This window comes from Pseudomonas sp. PAGU 2196, assembly GCF_022179005.1.
In the GTDB taxonomy this organism is placed as follows: domain Bacteria; phylum Pseudomonadota; class Gammaproteobacteria; order Pseudomonadales; family Pseudomonadaceae; genus Aquipseudomonas; species Aquipseudomonas kermanshahensis.
Genome location: NZ_BNTL01000002.1, coordinates 304,382 through 325,988, shown reverse-complemented (window position 1 = coordinate 325,988; position 21,607 = coordinate 304,382). Strand labels below are relative to the sequence as shown.

At 63.8% G+C, this 21,607-nt stretch carries 18 protein-coding genes; 9 read left to right on the top strand and 9 right to left on the bottom strand.

Features of this window, described 5'->3' with window-relative positions; all coding sequences use genetic code 11:
- Positions 1-32: 32 nt before the first annotated feature.
- Together MFF34_RS02955 and MFF34_RS02950 are read left to right on the top strand one after the other, a co-directional pair.
- Positions 33-917: a LysR family transcriptional regulator gene (locus tag MFF34_RS02955; protein ID WP_027592182.1), complete on the top strand. Its 885-nt coding sequence runs from the start codon at positions 33-35 to the stop codon at positions 915-917.
- Between the two features lie 207 nt (positions 918-1,124).
- Positions 1,125-2,519: a VOC family protein gene (locus MFF34_RS02950; protein WP_238210142.1), complete on the top strand. Its 1,395-nt coding sequence runs from the start codon at positions 1,125-1,127 to the stop codon at positions 2,517-2,519.
- A 3-nt stretch (positions 2,520-2,522) separates the two neighbouring features.
- Here the strand turns inward: MFF34_RS02950 and MFF34_RS02945 are convergent, their stop codons facing one another.
- Positions 2,523-3,476 carry a LysR substrate-binding domain-containing protein gene (locus tag MFF34_RS02945; RefSeq protein ID WP_027592180.1) on the bottom strand — a complete coding sequence of 318 codons (954 nt, stop codon included), beginning with the start codon at positions 3,474-3,476 and terminating at the stop codon, positions 2,523-2,525.
- A gap of 154 nt (positions 3,477-3,630) precedes the next feature.
- On the opposite strand from MFF34_RS02945, the gene MFF34_RS02940 reads away from it, so the two are divergent.
- Complete coding sequence (locus MFF34_RS02940; RefSeq protein ID WP_027592179.1) at positions 3,631-5,019, top strand: NorM family multidrug efflux MATE transporter; 1,389 nt, start codon at positions 3,631-3,633, stop codon at positions 5,017-5,019.
- A gap of 31 nt (positions 5,020-5,050) precedes the next feature.
- Here MFF34_RS02940 and MFF34_RS02935 read toward each other — a convergent pair whose 3' ends face one another.
- Positions 5,051-6,715 (bottom strand): bifunctional diguanylate cyclase/phosphodiesterase, encoded by a 1,665-nt coding sequence (locus tag MFF34_RS02935; protein ID WP_238210140.1) that lies wholly within the window; start codon positions 6,713-6,715, stop codon positions 5,051-5,053.
- A gap of 286 nt (positions 6,716-7,001) precedes the next feature.
- Here MFF34_RS02935 and rep point away from each other — a divergent pair, with 286 nt between their 5' ends.
- Both rep and MFF34_RS02925 read left to right on the top strand, forming a co-directional pair.
- Positions 7,002-9,011 carry a DNA helicase Rep gene (rep, locus tag MFF34_RS02930; protein WP_238210138.1) on the top strand — a complete coding sequence of 670 codons (2,010 nt, stop codon included), beginning with the start codon at positions 7,002-7,004 and terminating at the stop codon, positions 9,009-9,011.
- A gap of 65 nt (positions 9,012-9,076) precedes the next feature.
- Positions 9,077-9,649 (top strand): xanthine phosphoribosyltransferase, encoded by a 573-nt coding sequence (locus MFF34_RS02925; protein WP_003253535.1) that lies wholly within the window; start codon positions 9,077-9,079, stop codon positions 9,647-9,649.
- 118 nt (positions 9,650-9,767) lie between these two features.
- Here the strand turns inward: MFF34_RS02925 and MFF34_RS02920 are convergent, their stop codons facing one another.
- The 5 genes from MFF34_RS02920 to dadA all read right to left on the bottom strand — a co-directional run bounded on the left by MFF34_RS02920 (position 9,768) and on the right by dadA (position 15,604).
- Positions 9,768-11,627, bottom strand: a complete 1,860-nt coding sequence (locus MFF34_RS02920) for an acetyl-CoA hydrolase/transferase C-terminal domain-containing protein (protein ID WP_238210136.1) — start codon at positions 11,625-11,627, stop codon at positions 9,768-9,770.
- A 221-nt stretch (positions 11,628-11,848) separates the two neighbouring features.
- Positions 11,849-12,253, bottom strand: a complete 405-nt coding sequence (locus tag MFF34_RS02915) for a cytochrome c5 family protein (RefSeq protein ID WP_033693936.1) — start codon at positions 12,251-12,253, stop codon at positions 11,849-11,851.
- Between the two features lie 154 nt (positions 12,254-12,407).
- A complete protein-coding gene (locus MFF34_RS02910) occupies positions 12,408-12,956 on the bottom strand; it encodes a cupin domain-containing protein (RefSeq protein ID WP_027592174.1) in 549 nt (182 codons plus the stop codon).
- A gap of 123 nt (positions 12,957-13,079) precedes the next feature.
- On the bottom strand, positions 13,080-14,153 hold the full coding sequence (alr, locus tag MFF34_RS02905; RefSeq protein WP_238210134.1) for an alanine racemase: 1,074 nt from the start codon (positions 14,151-14,153) through the stop codon (positions 13,080-13,082).
- 149 nt (positions 14,154-14,302) lie between these two features.
- Positions 14,303-15,604: a D-amino acid dehydrogenase gene (dadA, locus tag MFF34_RS02900; RefSeq protein WP_027592172.1), complete on the bottom strand. Its 1,302-nt coding sequence runs from the start codon at positions 15,602-15,604 to the stop codon at positions 14,303-14,305.
- 155 nt (positions 15,605-15,759) lie between these two features.
- Here dadA and dadR point away from each other — a divergent pair, with 155 nt between their 5' ends.
- Positions 15,760-16,248, top strand: a complete 489-nt coding sequence (gene dadR, locus MFF34_RS02895; protein WP_003258963.1) for a transcriptional regulator DadR — start codon at positions 15,760-15,762, stop codon at positions 16,246-16,248.
- A 2-nt stretch (positions 16,249-16,250) separates the two neighbouring features.
- Here the strand turns inward: dadR and MFF34_RS02890 are convergent, their stop codons facing one another.
- Positions 16,251-16,604 carry a YkgJ family cysteine cluster protein gene (locus MFF34_RS02890; RefSeq protein ID WP_027592171.1) on the bottom strand — a complete coding sequence of 118 codons (354 nt, stop codon included), beginning with the start codon at positions 16,602-16,604 and terminating at the stop codon, positions 16,251-16,253.
- A 133-nt stretch (positions 16,605-16,737) separates the two neighbouring features.
- Between MFF34_RS02890 and MFF34_RS02885 the strand changes: the two genes are divergently transcribed.
- A complete protein-coding gene (locus MFF34_RS02885; RefSeq protein ID WP_238210132.1) occupies positions 16,738-18,030 on the top strand; it encodes an FAD-binding oxidoreductase in 1,293 nt (430 codons plus the stop codon).
- A 28-nt stretch (positions 18,031-18,058) separates the two neighbouring features.
- Here MFF34_RS02885 and MFF34_RS02880 read toward each other — a convergent pair whose 3' ends face one another.
- Complete coding sequence (locus MFF34_RS02880; protein ID WP_238210130.1) at positions 18,059-18,289, bottom strand: DUF1127 domain-containing protein; 231 nt, start codon at positions 18,287-18,289, stop codon at positions 18,059-18,061.
- 178 nt (positions 18,290-18,467) lie between these two features.
- Between MFF34_RS02880 and MFF34_RS02875 the strand changes: the two genes are divergently transcribed.
- Together MFF34_RS02875 and MFF34_RS02870 are read left to right on the top strand one after the other, a co-directional pair.
- A complete protein-coding gene (locus MFF34_RS02875; protein ID WP_177323868.1) occupies positions 18,468-19,898 on the top strand; it encodes a PLP-dependent aminotransferase family protein in 1,431 nt (476 codons plus the stop codon).
- A 60-nt stretch (positions 19,899-19,958) separates the two neighbouring features.
- Positions 19,959-21,512 (top strand): phospholipase D family protein, encoded by a 1,554-nt coding sequence (locus tag MFF34_RS02870; RefSeq protein WP_238210128.1) that lies wholly within the window; start codon positions 19,959-19,961, stop codon positions 21,510-21,512.
- Positions 21,513-21,607: the final 95 nt, after the last annotated feature.

The following is a 21,607-nucleotide window of genomic DNA, read 5'->3' as shown; positions in this document are numbered from 1 at the left end:
GTCAGGTAATGATTTGAGCCGCAGAGACCGCTATGTCCAAACGCTTGGTGCCCTCCATGACCGCCCTGCAGTGCTTTGAAGCTGCAGCCCGTCATTTAAGTTTCACCCGTGCCGCCGAGGAGCTGCACCTGACCCAGAGCGCGGTCAGCAAGCAAGTGGCGCAACTCGAAGACATGCTGCGCCACCACCTGTTCCTGCGCATTCGCCGCCGCCTGCAGCTAACGCCAGCGGGCAGCCTGTACCTGGCCGAGGTCAACAAGATCCTCACCCAGGTGGACATGTCCAGCCGCTACGTACTGACCTATGGCGAGCAGACCGAGATATTGAAGGTAGCCACTCAACCGAGTTTTGGCGTGCGCTGGCTGATCCCCCACCTCAAAGGCTTTGGCAAGCGCCACACCAATATCCACCTGGACATCCGTAACGAGATGGAGCCATTCGCTTTGCTGCAAGGCTCGGCGGATGTGGTGTTCTTCTATGGGCAAGGCACCTGGCCGGGGGCGACCTGCGTGGAGCTGTTCCGCGAAGAGGTGGTGCCGGTGTGCGCGCCGGAGCTGTTGGCCGGGCGGGCGCTGGCCGATGCCGGTGAGTTGGCCGAGCTGGTGCTGCTGCAGAGTACGTCGCGGCCAGAGGCGTGGCATGAGTGGTTTCTGGAGCTGGGGCTGCAGAGTGTCAGCGCCTACCATGGGCCGCGGTTCGATACGTTCTATATGGCCTTGAGCGCGGCGCAGGCGGGCTGTGGGGTGGCGCTGGTGCCGCGGTACCTGGTGGCCAAGGAGCTCAATGAAGGGAGCCTGGTCATTGCCTGGAATCATGCGATGAAGAGTACCGGGGCGCATTACCTGGCGTATGCCGAGCATGCGGCGGAGGTGCCGAAGGTGCGGGCGTTGGTGGAGTGGATTCGCGAGCAGTTGTAGGCACTAAGGCCTCTTCGCGGGTAAACCCGCTCCCACAGGGGTGGTGCAATGTTGGAACGCTGTGCAGTACCTGTGGGAGCGGGTTCACCCGCGAAGGGGCCCTAAGGTCGATCAAAAAAGGAATGACACTCGCACTTTTTTTCGCTTGTGAGCCATGTGCATTCCCAGCTTTCATGTAAGCGTCCGAACCCAACCAGGAAGCTAGCGATGCCCGCCCACGATTTCGTCAGCCCAGACAGCATCCGCGCGCAGTTCTCTGCCGCCATGTCGCTCATGTACAAACAGGAAGTGCCGCTGTATGGCACGCTGCTGGAGCTGGTGAGCGAAATCAACCAGCAGGTGATGACCCAGCAACCAAAGGTGGCCGAAGCGCTGCGCTGGACCGGCGAAATCGAGCGCCTGGACCAGGAACGCCACGGCGCCATCCGCGTCGGCACCGCCGAAGAACTGGCCACCATCGCCAAACTGTTCGCGGTGATGGGCATGGAGCCCGTCGGCTACTACGACCTCAGCTCTGCAGGCGTACCCGTGCACTCCACCGCCTTTCGCGCCGTGCACGAGCAGTCCCTGCATGTCAGCCCGTTCCGGGTGTTCACCTCGCTGCTGCGCCTGGAATTGATCGACAACCCGCAACTGCGCGAACTGGCACAGGGCATCCTGGCCAAACGCAAGATTTTCACCCCGCGCGTACTCGAGCTGATTGCCCAGTGCGAGCGTGACGGCGGCCTCAGCGCAGCCGACGCCGAGGCGTTCGTGCAGGAAGCGCTGCACACCTTCCGCTGGCACCATGACGCCACGGTAACCGCCGAGCAGTACCAGCAACTGCACGACCAGCACCGTCTGATTGCCGATGTGGTGGCCTTCAAGGGCCCGCACATCAACCACCTGACCCCGCGCACCCTGGACATCGACGCGATCCAGGTCGGCATGCCGGCCAAGGGCATTCCGCCAAAGGCCGTGGTCGAAGGCCCGCCCACCCGCCGCCACCCAATCCTGCTGCGCCAGACCAGCTTCAAGGCGCTGCAGGAAAAAGTCGCCTTCTGCGGCCAGCAAGGCAGCGAGGGCAGCCACACCGCGCGTTTCGGCGAGATCGAACAACGCGGTGCCGCACTGACGCCGAAGGGTCGCCAGCTGTACGACAAACTGCTTGATGCTACCCGCGCCGCCTTGGGCGGTGTGCCAGCCGAAGCCAATGCCGAGCGTTACAGGACGCTGTTGAGCCAGACCTTCGCCGAGTTCCCCGACGACCTGGCGCAGATGCGTGAACAGGGCCTGGCCTACTTCCGTTACTTCGCCACCGAAAAAGGCCTGGCCGCTCGCGATCACAGCGACCGCCCAGCCACCCTGCAAGGGCTGATCGACGCGGGGCATGTGCACTTCGAGGCGCTGGTGTACGAAGACTTCCTGCCGGTGAGTGCGGCGGGGATCTTCCAGTCCAACCTGGGCGATGATGCGCAGGCGGAATACGGCAGCAACGCTAACCGTGAGGCGTTCGAAGCTGCATTGGGGCTGAAGGTGCAGGATGAGCTGGCGTTGTATGCGCAGAGCGAGCGCCGCTCGTTGCAGGCGTGTGCACAGGCGCTGAACCTGGGGTCGATGTAAGCCTTAGGGCCGCATTGGGTCGCGCTGCGGCCCAAGCGTCGGCAGGACCTGCACATCTGGCAGGTCCATCGCCGCCACCTCCGCGTGCAAAAATTCGCTCAAGCGCCGCAACCGCTCGCCACCCGGCCGGGTGCGCGGCCACACCAGGTAGTAATCCATGCCGCTGGGCACCGCCGTTGGCCAGGGCAAGCTCAAACGCCCCTGCGCCACATCCTCGGCCACCATCAGCAAATCCCCCATCGATATGCCATAGCCACGCGCCGCTGCGATCATGCCCAACTCCAGGGTATCGAACACCTGGCCGCCCTTGAGCGACACCTTGTCGCTAAGCCCCATGCGCTCCAGCCATTCGCGCCAGTCACGCTTGTCCACGGTCGGGTGCAGCAGTTCGATGCAGGCCAGCCGACGCTCGTCCCACGGCCCATCATCGAGCAGGTCCGGCGCACCCACCGGGATCAGCAGTTCGGGAAACAACCGGCGCACTTCCCAATGCGCCGGGAACACGCCATCGCTGAGCAACACCGCGCAATCGAAAGGCTCCTGGTTGAAATCGACATGGTCAACGTCCATCCAGGCACTGGTCAGTTGCACTTCGTTACCGGGCTGCAGGTGACGAAAACGGCTTAGGCGGGCCAGCAACCAGCGCATGGTCAGGGTAGAGGGCGCTTTCATGCGCAAGATGTCATCTTCGCCGCGCAAGGTGTCGCAAGCCCGCTCCAGCGCGGCGAAGCCTTCGCGCACGCCGGGCAGCAACACCCTGGCCGCTTCGGTCAGCTGCAAGCTGCGGCCGCTGCGCACGAACAGGCGGCAGGCGAAGTGTTGTTCAAGGGTGCGGATATGGCGGCTGACCGCACTCTGGGTAATCGAAAGTTCTTCGCCGGCACGGGTGAAGGAGCTCAGTCGCGCAGCGGCTTCGAATGCGCGCAAGGCATACAACGGTGGGAGCTGACGAGACATTAGGCACCTGCCATGCGGGCTGGGGAACGGATCGCTGACAGCATAAACACATGAGTCAAACTCATGCCAATGATCGTTTTTATCCTTTTGTGCAAAGCTGACCAAAGCCTCAGAATCGCCCTTCGCTCACGGGATCAGGAAAAGGACCACACGCATGCATGTAGCGCCTACCACCGAACTCAAGGCTTTGCTGCGCCTGGCTGGGCCGCTGATCGCCTCGCAGTTGGCGCACATGCTGATGGTGCTGACCGACACCCTGATGATGGCCCGCATCAGCCCGCAAGCCTTGGCGGGCGGCGGCTTGGGCGCTGCGAGCTACTCGTTCGTGTCGATTTTTTGCCTGGGCGTGATCGCCGCGGTCGGCACACTGGTGGCCATCCGCAAGGGTGCCAACGACATCGAGGGCGTCACACGCCTGGCACAAAGCGGCCTGTGGCTGGCCTGGGGCCTGGCGCTGGTCGCGGCGCTGGTGCTGTGGAACCTGGAGCCGGTGTTGCTGATGTTTGGCCAACAGCCGGAAAACGTCGCCTCGGCCGCCGAATTCCTCACCCTGCTGCCGCTGGCCCTGCCCAGCTACCTGACCTTCATGGCCCTGCGTGGCTTCACCAGCGCGCTTGGCCGTTCGACGCCGGTGATGGTCATCAGCGTGATAGGCACGGTGCTCAACTACCTGCTCAACGTTGCGTTGATCGAAGGCATGTTCGGCCTGCCCAAGCTGGGCCTGATGGGCATCGGCCTGGTCACTGCCGTGGTGTCGCTGGGCATGGCGATTGCCTTGGCCTTGTACATCCGCTGGCATTCGGCCTATGCCGCCTACCCGCTGCGCCAGGGCCTGTCACGCCCTTCCCTGCCGGCCCTGCGCGAGCTGTGGCGGCTGGGCCTGCCGATTGGCGGCACGTACATGGTGGAGGTGGGCCTGTTCGCCTTTGCCGCGCTGTGCATGGGCGTGCTCGGCAGCACGGAGCTGGCGGCGCATCAGATCGCGCTGCAGATCGTTTCCACGGCGTTCATGGTGCCCACCGGGCTGTCTTATGCCGTGACCATGCGCGTGGGCTTGTACTACGGCGGCGGCAACCTGCTCGCGGCCCGCAGCGCAGGCCGGGTGGGGATCGGTTTTGGCGGGATGATCATGTTCGCCTTCGCCGCGCTGTTCTGGCTGCTGCCGGATGCCCTGGTGGGCTTGTTCATCGACCGCAACGACCCCGCGTTCGCGGCCATTTACCAACTGGCCGTGCAACTGGTGATGGTCGCGGCCTGGTTCGAGCTGTTCGACGGCATGCAGACCATCGCCATGGGCTCGATCCGTGGGCTGAAGGATGCCAAGACCACCTTCCTGATAGGCCTGTGCTGCTATTGGCTGGTGGGTGCTCCCAGCGCTTGGCTGTTCGCCTTCAACCTGGGAGGCGGCGCGGTCGGGATCTGGTGGGGGCTGGCGTTGGGGCTGGCCTGTGCGGCAGTGGCGCTGACCCTTGGCTTTGAATGGCGGATGAAACGGCTGTTGAGAAAGGCGGGTTTGCCTGACAGGTCTGCACTGCCTGTGTGATTGCCGGGGCTGCTTTGCAGCCCTAGCGGCTTTACAGGCTAACCAGATGCGGCCTTCCACAGTCCTGCAAAAACGCCATCAACTCCGCCACCGGCAGCGGCTTGCTGACCAAAAACCCCTGCACCTGGTCACAGCCGAACTCACGCAACAACGCCATCTGCGCTTCGCTTTCCACACCTTCGGCAACCACTTCGAGGTTGAGGTTATGCGCCAGGTTGATCATGGCGTGCACCAGCTTGCGGTTCTCCTCGCGCATTTCCATCTCGGCGACAAAGCTGCGGTCAACCTTGAGCAAGGCGATCGGCAGGCTGTTCAGGTGCACGAACGATGAGAAGCCGGTGCCGAAGTCGTCCAGGGAAAAACGCACGCCCAAGCGCCCAAGGGCATCCATGGTCTGGCGCACCCGTTCGTTGCGGCGCATGACCGCCGTCTCGGTCAGCTCGAATTCCAGCCAGCGGGCATCGACGCCGTGCTCGATGATCAACCGGCTCAGGGTGGTCAGCAGCTGGCTGTCCTGAAACTGCCTGAAGCTCAGGTTCACCGCCATGTGCAGCGGCGGCAGGCCATGCTCGCACAGCGCCTGCATGTCACGCAGCGCGCGCGATATCACCCAGTAGCCAAGCGGCACGATCAGCCCGCTCTGCTCGGCCAGCGGCACGAACTCGCTGGGCGGCAACAGGCCGCGCTCGGCATGGCGCCAGCGCACCAGCGCCTCGAGGCCAACGATGCGCCCATCGGCCAGGTTCAGCCGTGGCTGGTAATGCAGCTCCAGCTCGTCACGGCGCAGGGCTCGGCGCAGCTCGCTTTCCAGGTCGGCGAGGCTGCGGGCGTTGCGGTTGATGCGTTCGTTGAAGACATGAAAAGTACAGCCCTGGCTACCCTTGGCCTGGCGCATGGCGATGTGCGCATGCCACATCAGCGGGTCGGCGCCGCCCTGCGCCCGGGCGTGAGCCAGGCCCAGGCTGCAGCCGAGCAGCAGGCTTTCGCCGTCGATCCAGTAGGGCTCGGCCAAGGCTTCGATGATGCGTTCGGCCATCCACTCGGCGCGGTTCGGGTCGCGGCGGGTATCAATCAGCAGGGCGAATTCGTCACTGCCCAGCCGGGCCAACTGGTCGCCGGCCTCCAGTTGCAGCTTGAGCCGTGCCACCACCTGCAGGATCAGCCGATCGCCGCTTTGATGGCCAAGCGCGTCGTTGACGTGGCGGAAGTTGTCCAAGTCGAGGTGGCCGAGGGCCAGGCCACGGCCATCCCCCTCTGCCAGGCGGGTGGTCAGCAAGGCCTGGAAACCCTGGCGGTTGGCAATACCGGTCAGCGGGTCCTGCTCGGCCAGGCGTTGCAAAGTGGCAACCAGCACGCCGCGCTCGCGAACGTGGCGCAACGAGCGGCGCAAGGCATCGGCATTGAGGTGGTCACGCACCAGCCAGTCGCTGACCCCGGTGGGCGCCACTTCAGGCTCGTGATCGAGCAGCACGACCGTGGGCAGCTCGCAGCGGCCGGGGGCTGGCTGCAAGGCCGGGGTGGCCAGGATCACGGCTTGGCGGTCGTGGCTGAACAGGCTGTCGACCGACTCCCAGTCAGGTGCGGTCAACAACACCGCGCTGCCGCTCAGTGCTTGCACGCACTCGCGCAACAGCACGGCCCATTCCGGCTCATCAGCCAACAGCAGCAAACGCAACGGTTCGACAGGCGTGGACAAGCGGGCTCCTTAGGGCATGGGCGGGTGCAACGGCAGAGGCCAAGTATGCCACTGCATGAATGAAAATGATTTACGCTTTTATATATGTAGGCAACGACACATTTCGTCGTGCATCGTGCGCGAAACCAGGCCAACCGGCAAATACGATTTTTTCGGTGAATAGCATGAGCCTGACTAATACTTATGCGCTGATAAAAGTCTGACTCAGACGTCAGACGGTCGCGCCATTACCGGCCCATGCCTGTTAGAATGCGCGGCTATTTTCTGGCGACCCCCGGTTTCTAGCATGTCCCGACTCAATCCCCGGCAACAGGAAGCCCGAGACTACGTCGGCGGCCCTCTTTTGGTGCTCGCCGGTGCAGGTTCCGGCAAGACCAGCGTCATCACGCGCAAGATTGCCCACCTCATCCAGAACTGCGGCATCCGTGCCCAGTACATCGTGGCGATGACCTTCACCAACAAGGCCGCGCGCGAGATGAAGGAGCGGGTCGCCACCTTGCTGCGCCCGGGGGAAGGCCGCGGCCTGACGGTGTGCACCTTCCACAACCTGGGTTTGAACATCATCCGCAAGGAGCACGACAAGCTGGGCTATAAGCCAGGCTTTTCGATCTTCGACGAGTCCGACATCAAGGCGTTGCTGTCGGACATCATGCAGAAAGAGTATTCCGGCGACGACGGCATCGACGAGATCAAGAACATGATCGGTGCCTGGAAGAACGACCTGATCCTCCCACCCGAGGCCCTGGAAAAGGCCCGCACCCCACGCGAGCAGACCGCCGCCATCGTCTACACCCACTACCAGCGCACGCTCAAGGCGTTCAACGCGGTGGACTTCGACGACCTGATCCTGCAGCCGGTCAAGCTGTTCCAGGAACACCCAGAGGTGCTGGAGCGCTGGCAGAACCGCGTGCGCTACCTGCTGGTGGACGAATACCAGGACACCAACGCCAGTCAGTACCTGCTGGTGAAAATGCTGATCGGCATGCGCAACCAGTTCACCGTGGTCGGCGACGATGACCAGTCGATCTACGCCTGGCGTGGCGCGCGGCCCGAGAACCTGATGCTGCTCAAGGAGGACTACCCCTCCCTGAAGATCGTCATGCTCGAGCAGAACTACCGCTCCACCAGCCGCATCCTGCGCTGCGCCAACGTGCTGATCGCCAACAACCCACACGCGTTCGAGAAGCAGCTGTGGAGCGAGATGGGCGTGGGCGACGAGATCCGCGTGATCCGCTGCAAGAACGAGGAAGCCGAGGCCGAACGCGTGGCCATGGAAATCCTCACCCTACACCTGCGTACCAACCGCCCTTACAGCGACTTCGCCATCCTTTACCGCGGCAACTACCAGGCCAAGCTGATCGAACTGAAACTGCAGCACCACCAGGTGCCGTACCGCCTTTCGGGCGGCAACAGCTTCTTCGGCCGCCAGGAGGTCAAGGACCTCATGGCCTACCTGCGCCTGCTGGTGAACCCGGACGACGACAACGCCTACCTGCGCGTGATCAACGTGCCGCGCCGGGAAATCGGCTCCACGACCCTGGAAAAGCTCGGCAATTACTCGACCGAACGCGGTGTCTCGATGTACGCCGCCAGCGAAGAGCTGGGCCTGGGCGAGCACCTGGACGCTCGTTACACCGAGCGCCTGCAGCGCTTCAAGCACTGGCTGGACGGGGTGCGCCACAAGGTGGCGCTGGATGACCCGATCGCCGCGCTGCACGAGATGATCCGCGACATCGACTACGAGAACTGGATCCGCCAGCAAACCGCCAGCGACAAAGCGGCGGAGTTCCGCATCAGCAACGTCTGGTTCCTGGTCGAAGCGCTGAAAAACACCCTCGAGAAGGACGAAGAGGGTGACATGACCATCGAGGACGCCATCGGCAAGCTGGTGCTGCGCGACATGCTCGAGCGCCAGCAGGAAGAGGAAGAAAACGCCGAAGGTGTGCAGATGATGACCCTGCATGCCTCCAAGGGCCTGGAATTCCCTTACGTGTTCATCATGGGCATGGAAGAAGAGATCCTTCCGCACCGCTCCAGCATCGAAGCCGACACCATCGAAGAAGAACGCCGCCTGGCCTACGTGGGCATTACTCGCGCGCGCCAGACCCTGGCCTTCACCTTTGCGGCCAAGCGCAAGCAGTACGGCGAGATCATCGACTGCACCCCGAGCCGGTTCCTCGACGAACTGCCGCCGGACGATTTGGCCTGGGAAGGCCTGGACGATGCGCCCGTCGAAGTGAAGGCCGCGCGTGGCAACAACGCACTGGCCGATATTCGGGCAATGCTCAAACGCTGATCAACCCTTACTCTTTAACCGTTGCCGCTGTTGCGGCCACCTTTGCTACATCGAGGAAAACCACAGTGGAAGCACTGCATCAGAAGATTCGCGAAGAAGGCATCGTGCTTTCCGATCAGGTTCTTAAAGTCGACGCGTTTCTCAACCACCAGATCGACCCTGCGCTGATGCAGTTGATCGGTGACGAGTTCGCCCGCCTGTTCGCCGACGCCGGCGTGACCAAGATCGTCACCATCGAAGCCTCGGGCATCGCCCCGGCGGTGATGACTGGCCTGAAGCTGGGCGTGCCGGTGATCTTTGCGCGCAAGCACCAGTCGCTGACCCTGACCGAGAACCTGCTGACTGCCTCGGTGTACTCCTTCACCAAGCAGACCGAGAACACCGTGGCCATCTCGCCGCGCCACCTCAACAGCAGCGACCGCGTGCTGGTGATCGACGACTTCCTGGCCAACGGCAAGGCGTCGCAGGCACTGATCTCGATCATCAAGCAGGCCGGCGCCACCGTGGCCGGCCTGGGTATCGTCATCGAGAAGTCGTTCCAGGGCGGCCGTGCCGAGCTGGACAGCCAGGGCTACCGCGTTGAATCGCTGGCCCGGGTGAAGTCGCTGGAAGGCGGTGTGGTCAGCTTCATCGAGTGATGGCCATTGGGGCCGCTTTGCGGCCCATCGCGGCACAAGGCCGCTCCCACATGGGTTAATGCAGCCCCCTGTAGGAGCGGCCTTGCGTCGCGAAAGGGCTGCGCAACAGCCCCCGCTATCACCCGGTCGCCGCCAACCCCGCCAGCAACAACCGCTGATAAATCTCTTCTTTCAGCCCCTGGGGGTCATCCAACCCCATTCGCACCAGCTGCCCCCCATACCCCTCCGGCCCCGGCGCATCCAGCGCGGCCTTGCCCAGCTCCAGCGCCTCGCTCAGCCTGAACTTGCTCTTCAACCAGTTCAGCGCCCGCAGCAAGTCCCGCTCCTCAGCCGTGAAATCAGTCCCCAGCGGATACTCCGGAAACAACCCTGCATGCCGTGCCCGGATGGCCTCGAGCCGCTCCGGCGTATTGTCAGTGAAGCGTGCTTCCAGCTCGAAATCCTTGGCCAGCTTGCCGGCCTTCTTGGCCTGCGCCATCAGCTCGCCCTGGAAGCGTGAGTCACTGACCGCCAGCAGCCGCGCAATCACCTCACTGTCAGTCTGCCCACGCAAATCGGCGATGCCGTACTCGGTTACCACGATGTCACGCAAATGCCGGGGGATGGTGCAGTGGCCGTACTGCCAGAGCAGGTTGGACGTCACCTGCCCACCCGCCTCGCGCCAACTGCGCAGCAGCAAAATCGAGCGCCCACCCTCCAGCGCGTGGCCTTGGGCGACGAAGTTGTACTGCCCGCCCACGCCGCTGAGCACACGGCCATCCTCCAGCTGGTCGGCAACCCCCGCGCCAAGCAAGGTCATGGTGAACACGGTGTTGATGAAGCGGGCATCCCGACGTTGGCGGCGTTTCAGTTCCTCTTGGCCATACAGCTCGTTGATGTAGCTGATCCGCGTCATGGCAAAGCGTGCGCGCTGCTCCAGCGGCATTTCGCGCAAGCGTTGGTAGAACGCCCGCGGGCCAAGGAAAAACCCGCCATGCACCAGCACGCCCTGCTCGTCCGCCGGGCGCCGCACCACGCCTGCCTCGGCCAGCGCCAGCAGGCCGTTGACGAACATCTCGCTGCAACCGTAAAGGCCTTGGGCGAAGGCATCCAGCCCCCCTTCGCGCTCGATCAGGGCCTGCCACGGGCCGACATCCAGTTCATCCATCAAGGCCCGGTAGCCAGCGTTGTCGCCCTGCCTGGCCAGCAACGCGGCGGCCACGGCATCGCCCATGGCGCCAATGCCGATCTGCAAGGTGCCGCCATCGCGCACCAGGGTGCTCGCGTGCAGGCCAATGCAGTGGTCCTGGGTGTTGACCGGCATGTTTGGCGTAGAGAACAGCCGACGTTGCTCCACCTCGTCAATCAGCAGGTCGAAGGCGTCGATGCTCAGCTCCGCATCACCCGGCATGTAGGGCAGTTCGGCATGAACCTGCCCGAGCATGAGAATGGTCTCGCCGGCCGCGCGGCGCTTGGCGATCATCGGCAGCAGGTCGAGGGTGATGTCGGGGTTGCAGGCCAGGCTCAGGTGCACGGGCTTTTCTGGCGTGGCAGCCACCAGCTGGGCAATCAGGTTCAGGCCCTTGGCGTTGATGTCGCGAGCGGCGTGGCTGTAGTTGCTGCTGATGTAGTCCTGCTGGGCAGTCTCGCTGTGCAGCAGGCTGCCGGGCTGCATGAAGAACTGCTCGACGCGGATGTTCGAGGGCAGGCAGTCGTTGCGCAGGTCGGCGAGGTAAGTGAGTTCTTCGTAGTCGGCAAAGACACGCTCGACGAAGGGCTCGAGAAAGCGCCGCTGCAGGCCATCACCCAGTGGCGGGCGGCCGAGGCTGAGGGCGGTGTAAATCGTCAGGCGACGTTCGGGCAGGTCGCGCACTCGGGCGTACAGGGCGTTGACGAAGGCGTTGGGTTTGCCAAGGCCCAGTGGCAGGCCCATGTGGATATGGGCCGGCAGGCGTGACAAGACCTGCTCGACAGCCTGATCGATGGCGCAGAGGTGCATCTTGGCCTCCTGAGTCTTCCCTGGGTTCAGGGGTTGGACACGGACATGCCTTGTTGGTTGCCTGTGCGGGCCTCTTCGCGGGGCAAGCCCACAGGTACACCGCAGCATTCAAAGACTGTGAGGTCCGTGTGGGAGCGGGTTTACCCGCGAAAGGGCCGGCACAGCCAGCACAAAAACAAAGCCCGCCATCAACGGCGGGCCTCGTGCAATTCAGCTGTTACTCACAACCCCGACATCTTCTTGATCGCCCCTTTCAGGTCATCATCCGAGCAATCCGCGCACGTGCCTTTAGGCGGCATGGCATTGATGCCGGTAATGGCCTTGGCCAGGATGCCATCCAGGCCGCCCTGGTGGTCGGCGCGTTCTTTCCACGCGGCGGTATCGCCGATTTTCGGCGCGCCGAGCAAGCCGGTGCCATGGCAGGCATTGCAATGCTTGGCGATGATGTCGTCTGGCGTCTTGGCACCGCCGCCGCCTGCCGCCGCGGCCACTTCCATGCCCTTGCACTCCTGGCCTTGGACACACACCTGGCCAACCGGCTCCAGGCGCTTGGCGATGTCGTCGTTGGTCGCAGCGGTTGCGCTCATTGCCCAGAGGGCGAATACGGCTGCTGGTACGGCCAGCATCTTCTTGATTTGGTTCACGCGTACACCCTCATGGTGGCTAATCACGCTCGCGGCCACGGGTCGGCGAGCGTTGAAAAGTATAGCGGGAACCCAGAGACCGTGAAACGACCCTACACAGGAAAGGGGTATTGCCGAATCAATGCACTGCGCTGGATCAAAAGTTTGAAGGCGTCGCCGCGCTGATCAGCCGGGCCGGCGCGTCGAAGGGGTTGCGAAAGCGGTGCGGGCGGGTGCTTTCGAAGTAGTAACTGTCGCCTTCTTCGAGGATGAACACCTCGTTGCCGACCACCAGTTCAAGCCGGCCTTCGAGCAGGATGCCGGTCTCTTCGCCGTCGTGGGTAAGCATTTCGGCGCCGGTGTCGGCACCCGGTGGGTAGACCTCGGTGAGAAACGCGATGGCCCGGTTGGGGTGCGACTTGCCCACCAGTTTCATGGTCACCGCGCCGTCCGAGATATCGATCAGCTCATCGGCCTTGTAGACGATCTGCGTCGGGCTCTCGACAGCCAGTTCGACCGAAAAGAATTCGACCATCGACATCGGAATGCCGCTCAACACCTTGCGCAGCGAACTGATCGAAGGGCTGACGCTGTTTTTCTCGATCATCGAGATGGTGCTGTTGGTTACGCCCGCGCGCTTGGCGAGTTCACGTTGTGACAGGCCCTTGAGCTTGCGGATGGCTTGCAGTCGTTCGCCGACGTCCAAAGCTGGAGCCTCCTGAAACGGGTAGAAATAGGGGTGGATGTGAACGATATCATGGCAATGCCGTTCAGTATTTACAACACACCACCCCTCAAGCTGTCCGCTTCAGCGTCTCATTCGTCGCACTTACTCACCGCAGTAGTCTTTCGGCACCCGCTTCAGGTTGCAGAAGATCTGGTAGGGAATGGTGCCGGCCTGCGCGGCCACTTCGCTGGCCAGCACCTGCTTGCCCCACAGCTCTACCGGGCTGCCGACGTTAGCTTCTGGCACATCGGTCAGGTCGATGCAGAGCATGTCCATCGAGACCCGGCCGATCAGCTGGGCGCGCTTGCCGGCGACCATCACCGGGGTGCCATTGGGGGCTTGGCGCGGGTAGCCATCGGCGTAGCCCATGGCGACCACACCGACACGGGTCGGCCGCGGGCTGGTGAACTTGGCGCCGTAGCCAACCGGCTCACCGGCGGGCAGTTCGCGCACGCTGATGACGCGCGACTGCAAGGTCATCACCGGTTGCAGGCGTTGCGCCTCGGCCTGGGCGACTTCGAAGGGGGTGGCGCCATACAGCATGAGGCCTGGGCGTACCCAGTCGCCGCCAGCCTGTGGCCACGCCAACACGCCGGGCGAGTTGCGCAGGCTGCACTCGGCGGCCAGGCCCTGACGCGCAGCCTCGAACACCGCGATCTGCTCGGCGGTGGCGTCGGCGTCCAGTTCGTCGGCACGGGCGAAATGGCTCATCAGTACGATGCGCGCCACCTTGCCGCTGGCCAGCAGGCGCTGATACGCCTCGTGGTAATCCTTGGGGTGCAGGCCGACGCGGTGCATGCCGCTGTCGAGCTTCAGCCAGATCGTCAGTGGCGTGTGCACCTGGGTCTTTTCGATCGCTTCGAGTTGCCACAGCGAATGCACCACGCACCACAGGTCGTGCTCGGCGATCAGCGCCAGCTCGCAGGCCTCGAAAAAACCTTCGAGCAGCAAAACGGGGGCTTTGATGCCCGCGGCGCGCAGCTCCAGGGCTTCTTCGATGCAGGCCACGGCAAAGCCGTCGGCTTCGGCTTCCAGCGCCAGGGCGCAACGCACCGCGCCATGGCCGTAGGCATCGGCCTTGATCACGGCAAGGGCTTTGGCGCCGGTCAGTTCACGGGCGAGGCGGTAGTTGTGGCGCAGGGCCTGGAGGTCGATCAGGGCGCGGGCGGGACGCATGGCGGCATGCCTTATGGTGGTTCAGTTTAAAAACAGTGTTCAATTCTTCGCGGGTAAACCCGCTCCCACAGGGACCGCACAAACTGCACGTTCATGCGATCCCTGTGGGAGCGGCTTTAGCCGCGAAGAGGCCGGAACAGGCACTCACATCACTGGTGAACGGGCGCGGTCTGCCCGTGCTTGGCCACTTCCCGGCTGTTGCCATACCGGGAAATATCCAGCCCTTCGGCACTGATCTGCGGTTTTTTACGTGCAATCAGGTCCGCCAGCAGGCGACCGGAGCCACACGCCATGGTCCAGCCCAAGGTCCCGTGGCCTGTGTTGAGGAACAGGTTACGGAACGCTGTGGCACCCACGATCGGCGTACCGTCCGGGGTGGCCGGGCGCAGGCCGGTCCAGAAACTGGCTTGGCTCAGGTCACCGCCGCGAGGATAAAGGTCGTTGACGATCATCTCCAGCGTTTCGCGCCGACGCGGGTTGAGCGACAGGTCAAAACCGGCGATCTCAGCCATGCCGCCAACGCGGATGCGGTTGTCGAAACGGGTGATGGCAACCTTGTAGGTCTCGTCGAGAATGGTCGACGTTGGCGCCATCTCGGCGTTGGTGATCGGCACGGTCAGCGAGTAACCCTTGAGCGGGTAGACCGGCGCCTTGATGCCCAGTGGCTTGAGCATCTGCGGCGAGTAGCTGCCCAGGGCCAGCACGTAGCGGTCGGCGGTTTCCAGCTTGCCGTCGATCCATACACCGTTGATGCGGTCACCGGCAAAGTCCAGGCGCTGGATGTCCTGGCCGAAGCGGAACTCCACACCCAGCTTCTGCGCCATGTCGGCGAGCTTGGTGGTGAACAGCTGGCAATCGCCGGTCTGGTCGTTGGGCAGGCGCAGTGCACCGGCGAGGATGTCTTTAACCCCGGCCAGGGCCGGTTCGACGCGAGCAATGCCATCGCGGTCGAGCAGTTCATAAGGCACGCCGGACTGTTCGAGCACGGCGATGTCCTTGGCTGCGGCATCGACCTGCGCCTGGGTGCGGAACAACTGGGTGGTGCCCAAGGTGCGGCTTTCGTAGGCGATGCCGGTTTCGGCGCGCAGCTCATCGAGGCAGTCGCGGCTGTACTCGGACAGGCGCACCATGCGCTCCTTGTTCACCGCATAGCGGCTGGCGGTGCAGTTGCGCAGCATCTGTGCCATCCACAGGTACTGGTCGACGTCGCCGGTGAGCTTGATGGCCAGTGGCGCATGGCGTTCGAGCAGCCACTTGATGGCTTTGAGCGGCACACCCGGGGCAGCCCAGGGCGAGGCATAGCCGGGCGAGATCTGGCCTGCGTTGGCGAAGCTGGTTTCCATGGCCGCCGCTGGCTGGCGGTCGACCACCGTCACTTCAAAACCTTGCCGGGCCAGATAATAGGCACTGGCGGTTCCGATGACACCGCTACCAAGTACCAGAACTCGCATTGTTGATCCCTCGCACGCGGCGCACCGCAGTCTTTTGTTGAAATGGCATGGATGCGCGCAGTATAAAAATTACAGACCAGTGCAATTCACTATATAAAAGCCTATATTTGGCGAGAATTCTCGGCAATATTGCCTTTCACGGAGGGGCATCCCCTATGAGAACCCAGCACCAGAGCAAGCGTGAACTGGACAAGATCGACCGCAACATACTGCGGATCCTGCAGAATGACGGCCGTATTTCCTTCACCGAACTGGGCGAGAAAGTTGGGCTTTCCACCACCCCGTGCACCGAGCGCGTCCGCCGCCTGGAGCGCGAGGGCATCATCATGGGCTACAACGCCCGGCTCAACCCGCAGCACCTGAAGGGCAGCTTGCTGGTGTTCGTCGAAATCAGCCTGGACTACAAGTCTGGCGACACCTTCGAAGAATTCCGCCGCGCCGTACTCAAGCTGCCCCATGTGCTGGAGTGCCACCTGGTCTCAGGCGACTTCGACTACCTGGTGAAAGCGCGCATCTCGGAAATGGCCTCGTACCGCAAGCTGCTGGGCGACATCCTGCTGAAGCTGCCGCACGTGCGCGAGTCGAAGAGCTACATCGTGATGGAGGAGGTAAAAGAGAGCCTCTGCCTGCCGATTCCGGACTGAGGCTAGACCAGCACTTGGCGGGTGGTGGCGATGAACTGGTGAACGAGCTGCTCAGCCTCGGGCTCGATCATCTGTTCCGGGCCGCGACCGCGCGGGCAGGCCATGCGCGGGGTAGTGCCGAACAGGCGGCAGATCATCGGCCGCTCTTCATACACCGTGCAACCATTGGGGCCCAGGTGCACGCAGTCCAGGTGCTCCAGCGCAGCGGCCTGCTCCGCCTCGGTCTTGCGCGGCAGGCGGGCCATTTCTTCGGTGGACGTGGTGACCGGGCCGCAGCAATCGTGGCAACCGGGCTCGCACTCGAATGAGGGGATGAGCTCGCGCAGGAAGTGGATCTTGTGGCGGTTGCAGGACATGGCGGGGTACGCAATGAGGGTCGAGGTCGAATTATAGGCCCAATCGCCGGCAAGCCGGCGATTGGGCCAGTTGCCCCACCACAAAACCCCAGCTTATCCTCCCCCTTCTGTTTTCCTGCCCAGGACCTGCCCCATGATCCACAGCGCGCAGCACGCCGCCTCCTATTACGCCGCCAGCAGCGCGCCCCACCCCGACCACGCGTTCCTGCAAGGCGAGCACAGCGCCGACGTGTGCATCGTCGGCGGCGGCTATTCAGGCCTGAACACCGCCATCGAACTGGCCGAACGTGGCCTCTCGGTGATCCTGCTGGAAGCCCGCAAGCTCGGCTGGGGCGCCAGCGGGCGCAACGGCGGGCAACTCATCCGCGGGGTTGGCCATGGCCTGGATCAGTTCCTCCCGGTGATCGGCGAAGAAGGCGTGCGCAGCATGAAGCTGATGGGCCTGGAAGCCGTGGAGATCGTTCGCGAAAGGGTCGAGCGCCACGCCATCGCCTGCGACCTGACCTGGGGCTACTGCGACCTGGCCAATAAACCTGCTGAGCTGCTGGGCTTTGCCGAAGATGCTGAAGCACTGCGCAGCTTGGGCTACGAGCATGAGCTGCGCCTGCTCGGCAAAGACGATATCCACAGCGTGGTCGGCGCCGAGTGCTATGTCGGCGGCCTGATCGACATGGGCTCGGGCCACCTGCACCCGCTCAACCTGGCCCTTGGCGAGGCGGCCGTAGCCAGCCGCCTGGGCGTGCGCCTGTATGAGCAGTCGGAAGTCACCCGCATCGAGTATGGCCCTGAGGTCAAGGTGCACACCGCTCAGGGCCGGGTCCGCGCCAAGACGCTGGTGCTGTGCTGCAATGCCTACCACAACGACCTCAACCGCGAGCTGGGCGGCAAGGTGCTGCCCGCCGGCAGCTACATCATTGCCACCGAGCCTCTGGGCGAGGAACGCGCGCGCACACTGCTGCCACAGAACATGGCCGTGTGCGACCAGCGTGTAGCGCTGGATTACTATCGCCTGTCTGCGGACCACCGGCTGCTGTTCGGCGGTGCCTGCCACTATTCCGGCCGCGACCCGCAAGACATCGCCGCCTACATGCGGCCGAAAATGCTCAAGGTTTTCCCGCACCTGGCCGATGTGCGCATCGAGTTCCAATGGGGCGGCATGATCGGCATCGGCGCCAACCGCCTGCCGCAGATCGGCCGTTTGGCCAGCCAGCCGAATGTCTATTACGCCCAGGCATACTCCGGCCATGGGCTCAACGCTACCCACCTGGCCGCACGCCTGCTGGGCGAGGCCATCAGTGGCCAGCAAAGCGGGCGCTTCGACCTGTTCGCCAAGGTGCCGCACATCACCTTCCCAGGCGGCAAGCACCTGCGCTCGCCGCTGTTGGCACTGGGGATGCTCTGGCACCGGCTGAAAGAGCTGGTCTGAATGCTGCCGTGCCTACAAATTGGGCCGTTTATGCCTTCCAGAAGGGTTTGCGCCCTTCTGTACGGGCCTGCTCCCAGCTCAGCCCGACATCGCGCAACTCATCGTCCGTCAGCTGCAACAGCGCCCTGCGGGTATGCCAGCGATGCACCATCAGCCCCCAACGGCTCAGGCCCGCTGGCGCATTGAAGACCTTGGCCCGCTGCCCGGCTTCCAGGTCCTTGGCCATCAGTTGCAAGCGCACATCGCTCATGCCACCCATCACTGCGTTCTCCCGTTCAGTTGATACCGTGGAGCAAGCATGCGCGTTGGCAATGGTGACAATACAGATCCACTCTCGGCTTATTATTCCCATACAGAATTGGCGAATCGACGCGTGAATGCTGTATTTTCAGCGCAACTGTACTGGTCGCTGTATGCAGGCGACGCTGGAGTATGCCGTGACGCTCTACCTCAACCTCGCCGAGCTGCTCGGCGCCCGTATCGAGCAAGGCCTGTATCGCCCCGGCCAGCGCCTGCCTTCGGTGCGCGCCCTCAGCATGGAACACGGCGTCAGCCTGAGCACCGTGCAGCAGGCCTACCGCATGCTCGAAGACAGCGGCATGGTCTCGCCGCGGCCCAAGTCGGGCTACTTTGTCAGCGAACACCGCCACCTCCCTGCCCTGCCCGCCGTCAGCCGCCCGGCCCAGCGCCCTGTGGACATTTCCCAGTGGGAACAGGTGCTGGAGCTGGTCCGCAGCACCCCGCGCCAGGACGTGATGCAACTGGGCCGCGGCATGCCCGACGTCAACAGCCCGACCCTCAAGCCGCTGTTGCGCAGCCTCGCCCAACTGAGCCGGCGCCAGGACATGCCTGGCCTGTATTACGACAACATCCATGGCAACCTGGCCCTGCGCGAGCAGATCGCCCGCTTGATGCTGGACTCCGGCTGCCGCCTGGGCCCGGCCGACCTGGTGGTGACCACCGGCTGCCATGAGGCGCTGTCCTGCAGCATTCGCGCGGTGTGCGAGCCGGGCGATATCGTCGCGGTCGACTCGCCCAGCTTCCATGGCGCCATGCAAACCCTCAAGGGCTTGGGCATGAAGGCACTGGAGATCCCCACCGACCCCGTCACCGGCATCAGCCTCGAAGCGCTGGAGCTGGCCCTGGAGCAGTGGCCGATCAAGCTCATCCAGATCACCCCGAGCTGCAACAACCCGCTCGGCTACATCATGCCCGAGGCGCGCAAGAAGGCGTTGCTGAGCCTGGCCCAGCGCTATGACGTGGCCATTCTGGAAGACGATGTGTACGGCGACCTGGCCTACACCTACCCGCGCCCGCGCACCCTCAAGTCGTTCGACGACGACGGCCGCGTGTTGCTGTGCAGCTCGTTCTCCAAGACCTTGGCCCCCGGCCTGCGCATCGGCTGGGTCGCGCCGGGGCGTTACCTGGAGCGGGTGCTGCACATGAAGTACATCAGCACCGGCAGCACCGCCAGCCAGCCGCAACTGGCCATTGCCGACTTCATCAAGGCCGGCCATTACCAGCCCCACGTGCGACGCATGCGCAGCCAATACCAACGCAGCCGCGACGTGATGAGCGACTGGGTCACCCGTTACTTCCCACCGGGCACCCGTGTCAGCCGGCCCCAGGGGGGCTTCATGCTGTGGGTCGAACTGCCCGAACATTTCGACACGCTGCGGCTGAACCGCGCTTTACTGGAGCAGGGGGTGCAAGTTGCCGTGGGCAGCATTTTCTCGGCCTCGGGCAAGTTCCGTCACTGCCTGCGCATGAATTTCGCCGCCCAACCTACGCCGGCAATCGAGGCCGCCGTGCGCAACGTGGGTGAAACCGCCCTTCGTCTACTGGATCAGGACGACGCCTGCGCGTAACTTTGCGCCGCCCTCCACGGTCCAACCCCTTAAGCCTTTGCTGTACAGGACGCGCTTACCTTGAGATTGCAGCAAGCTCTGCCGCTTCTGCTGACGCTACTGCTCGGCCTTGCAGGCTGTGCCAGCGTCGGCGCCCCTCGCGAAGTCAGCCAGGCGCTGCCGGCCAACGATTCCGCCTTCGGCCGCTCAGTGCTGCGCCAGGCGGCACCTTATGAGGGGCGCTCGGGCTTTCGCCTGTTGCCCAACAGCAACGAGGCGTTTCGCGCGCGCGCCGAGCTGATCCGCAACGCCCAGGCCAGCATCGACCTGCAGTACTACATCGTCCACGACGGCCTCAGCACCCGCGCGCTGGTGCATGAGCTGCTGCGTGCCGCCGACCGTGGCGTGCGCGTGCGTATCTTGCTGGACGACACCACCAGCGATGGCCTGGACACCATCATGGGCACCCTCGATGCCCACCCGAACATCCAGATCCGCGTCTTCAACCCGCTGCACCTCGGGCGCAGCACCGGCGCCACGCGGGCCGTAGGCCGCCTGTTCAACCTGTCGCGCCAGCACCGGCGCATGCACAACAAGCTGTTCCTGGTGGACAACAGCATGGCCATCGTCGGCGGGCGCAACCTGGGTGACGAGTACTTCGATGCCGAGCCCAACCTCAACTTCACCGACATCGACTTGCTGGGCGTAGGCCCGGTGGCCGAACAACTTGGCCACAGTTTCGACCAGTACTGGAACAGCGCCCTGAGCCGGCCGATCGGGGATTTTCTCTGGCGCCTGCCGGATGCCGACGACCTGCGCGCCAGCCGCCACCGCCTGGAGGTTTCCCTGGCCGAGGCACGGACGCAGCGCAAGGCCTTGTATGACCGGTTGATGGCGTACCAGTCGCAGCCGCGCCTGGATATCTGGCGCAACGAGCTGATCTGGGCCCACAGCCAAGTGCTGTGGGATGCGCCGAGCAAGGTGCTAGCCGATGACGAGCCTGACCCGCACCTGCTGCTGAGCCAGCAGTTGGCGCCGGACCTGGCCAACGTGCACAAGGAGCTGATCCTGGTATCGGCGTACTTCGTGCCGGGCGAGCCGGGGTTGCTGTACCTGACCGGCCGTGCCGATGCCGGGGCGTCGGTCAGGCTGCTGACCAATTCGCTGGAAGCCACCGATGTGCCAGCGGTGCATGGCGGCTATGCGCCCTACCGCCGTGCGCTGCTCGAACATGGCGTGCAACTGTTCGAGCTGCGCCGCCAGCCGGGCGACCCCAGCGCCGGGCGCCTGAGCTTCCGTGGCAGCTCCGATTCGAGCCTGCACAGCAAGGCGATCGTCTTCGACCGGCGCAAGACGTTCATCGGCTCGTTCAATTTCGACCCGCGTTCGGTGCTGTGGAATACCGAGGTCGGGGTGCTGGTGGACAGCCCGGAGCTGGCCGAATACACCCGCGAGCTGGCCGTGCAGGGCATGGCGCCCGCGCTGAGTTATCAGGTCAGGCTGGCCAATGACAAGCTGGTCTGGGTGACCGAGGACAACGGCCAGTTGCACACGCTCACTGCAGAGCCCGGCGGGCTCTGGCGGCGCTTCAATGCCTGGATCAGCAAGGCGGTTGGCCTGGAGAAGATGCTGTAGTTCCGATTGCGGGGGGGCGCTTTGCGCCCCATTCGCAGCACAAGGCTGCTCCAGAGCACCGCTATTCCTGTAGGAGCAGCCTTGTGCTGCGAAAG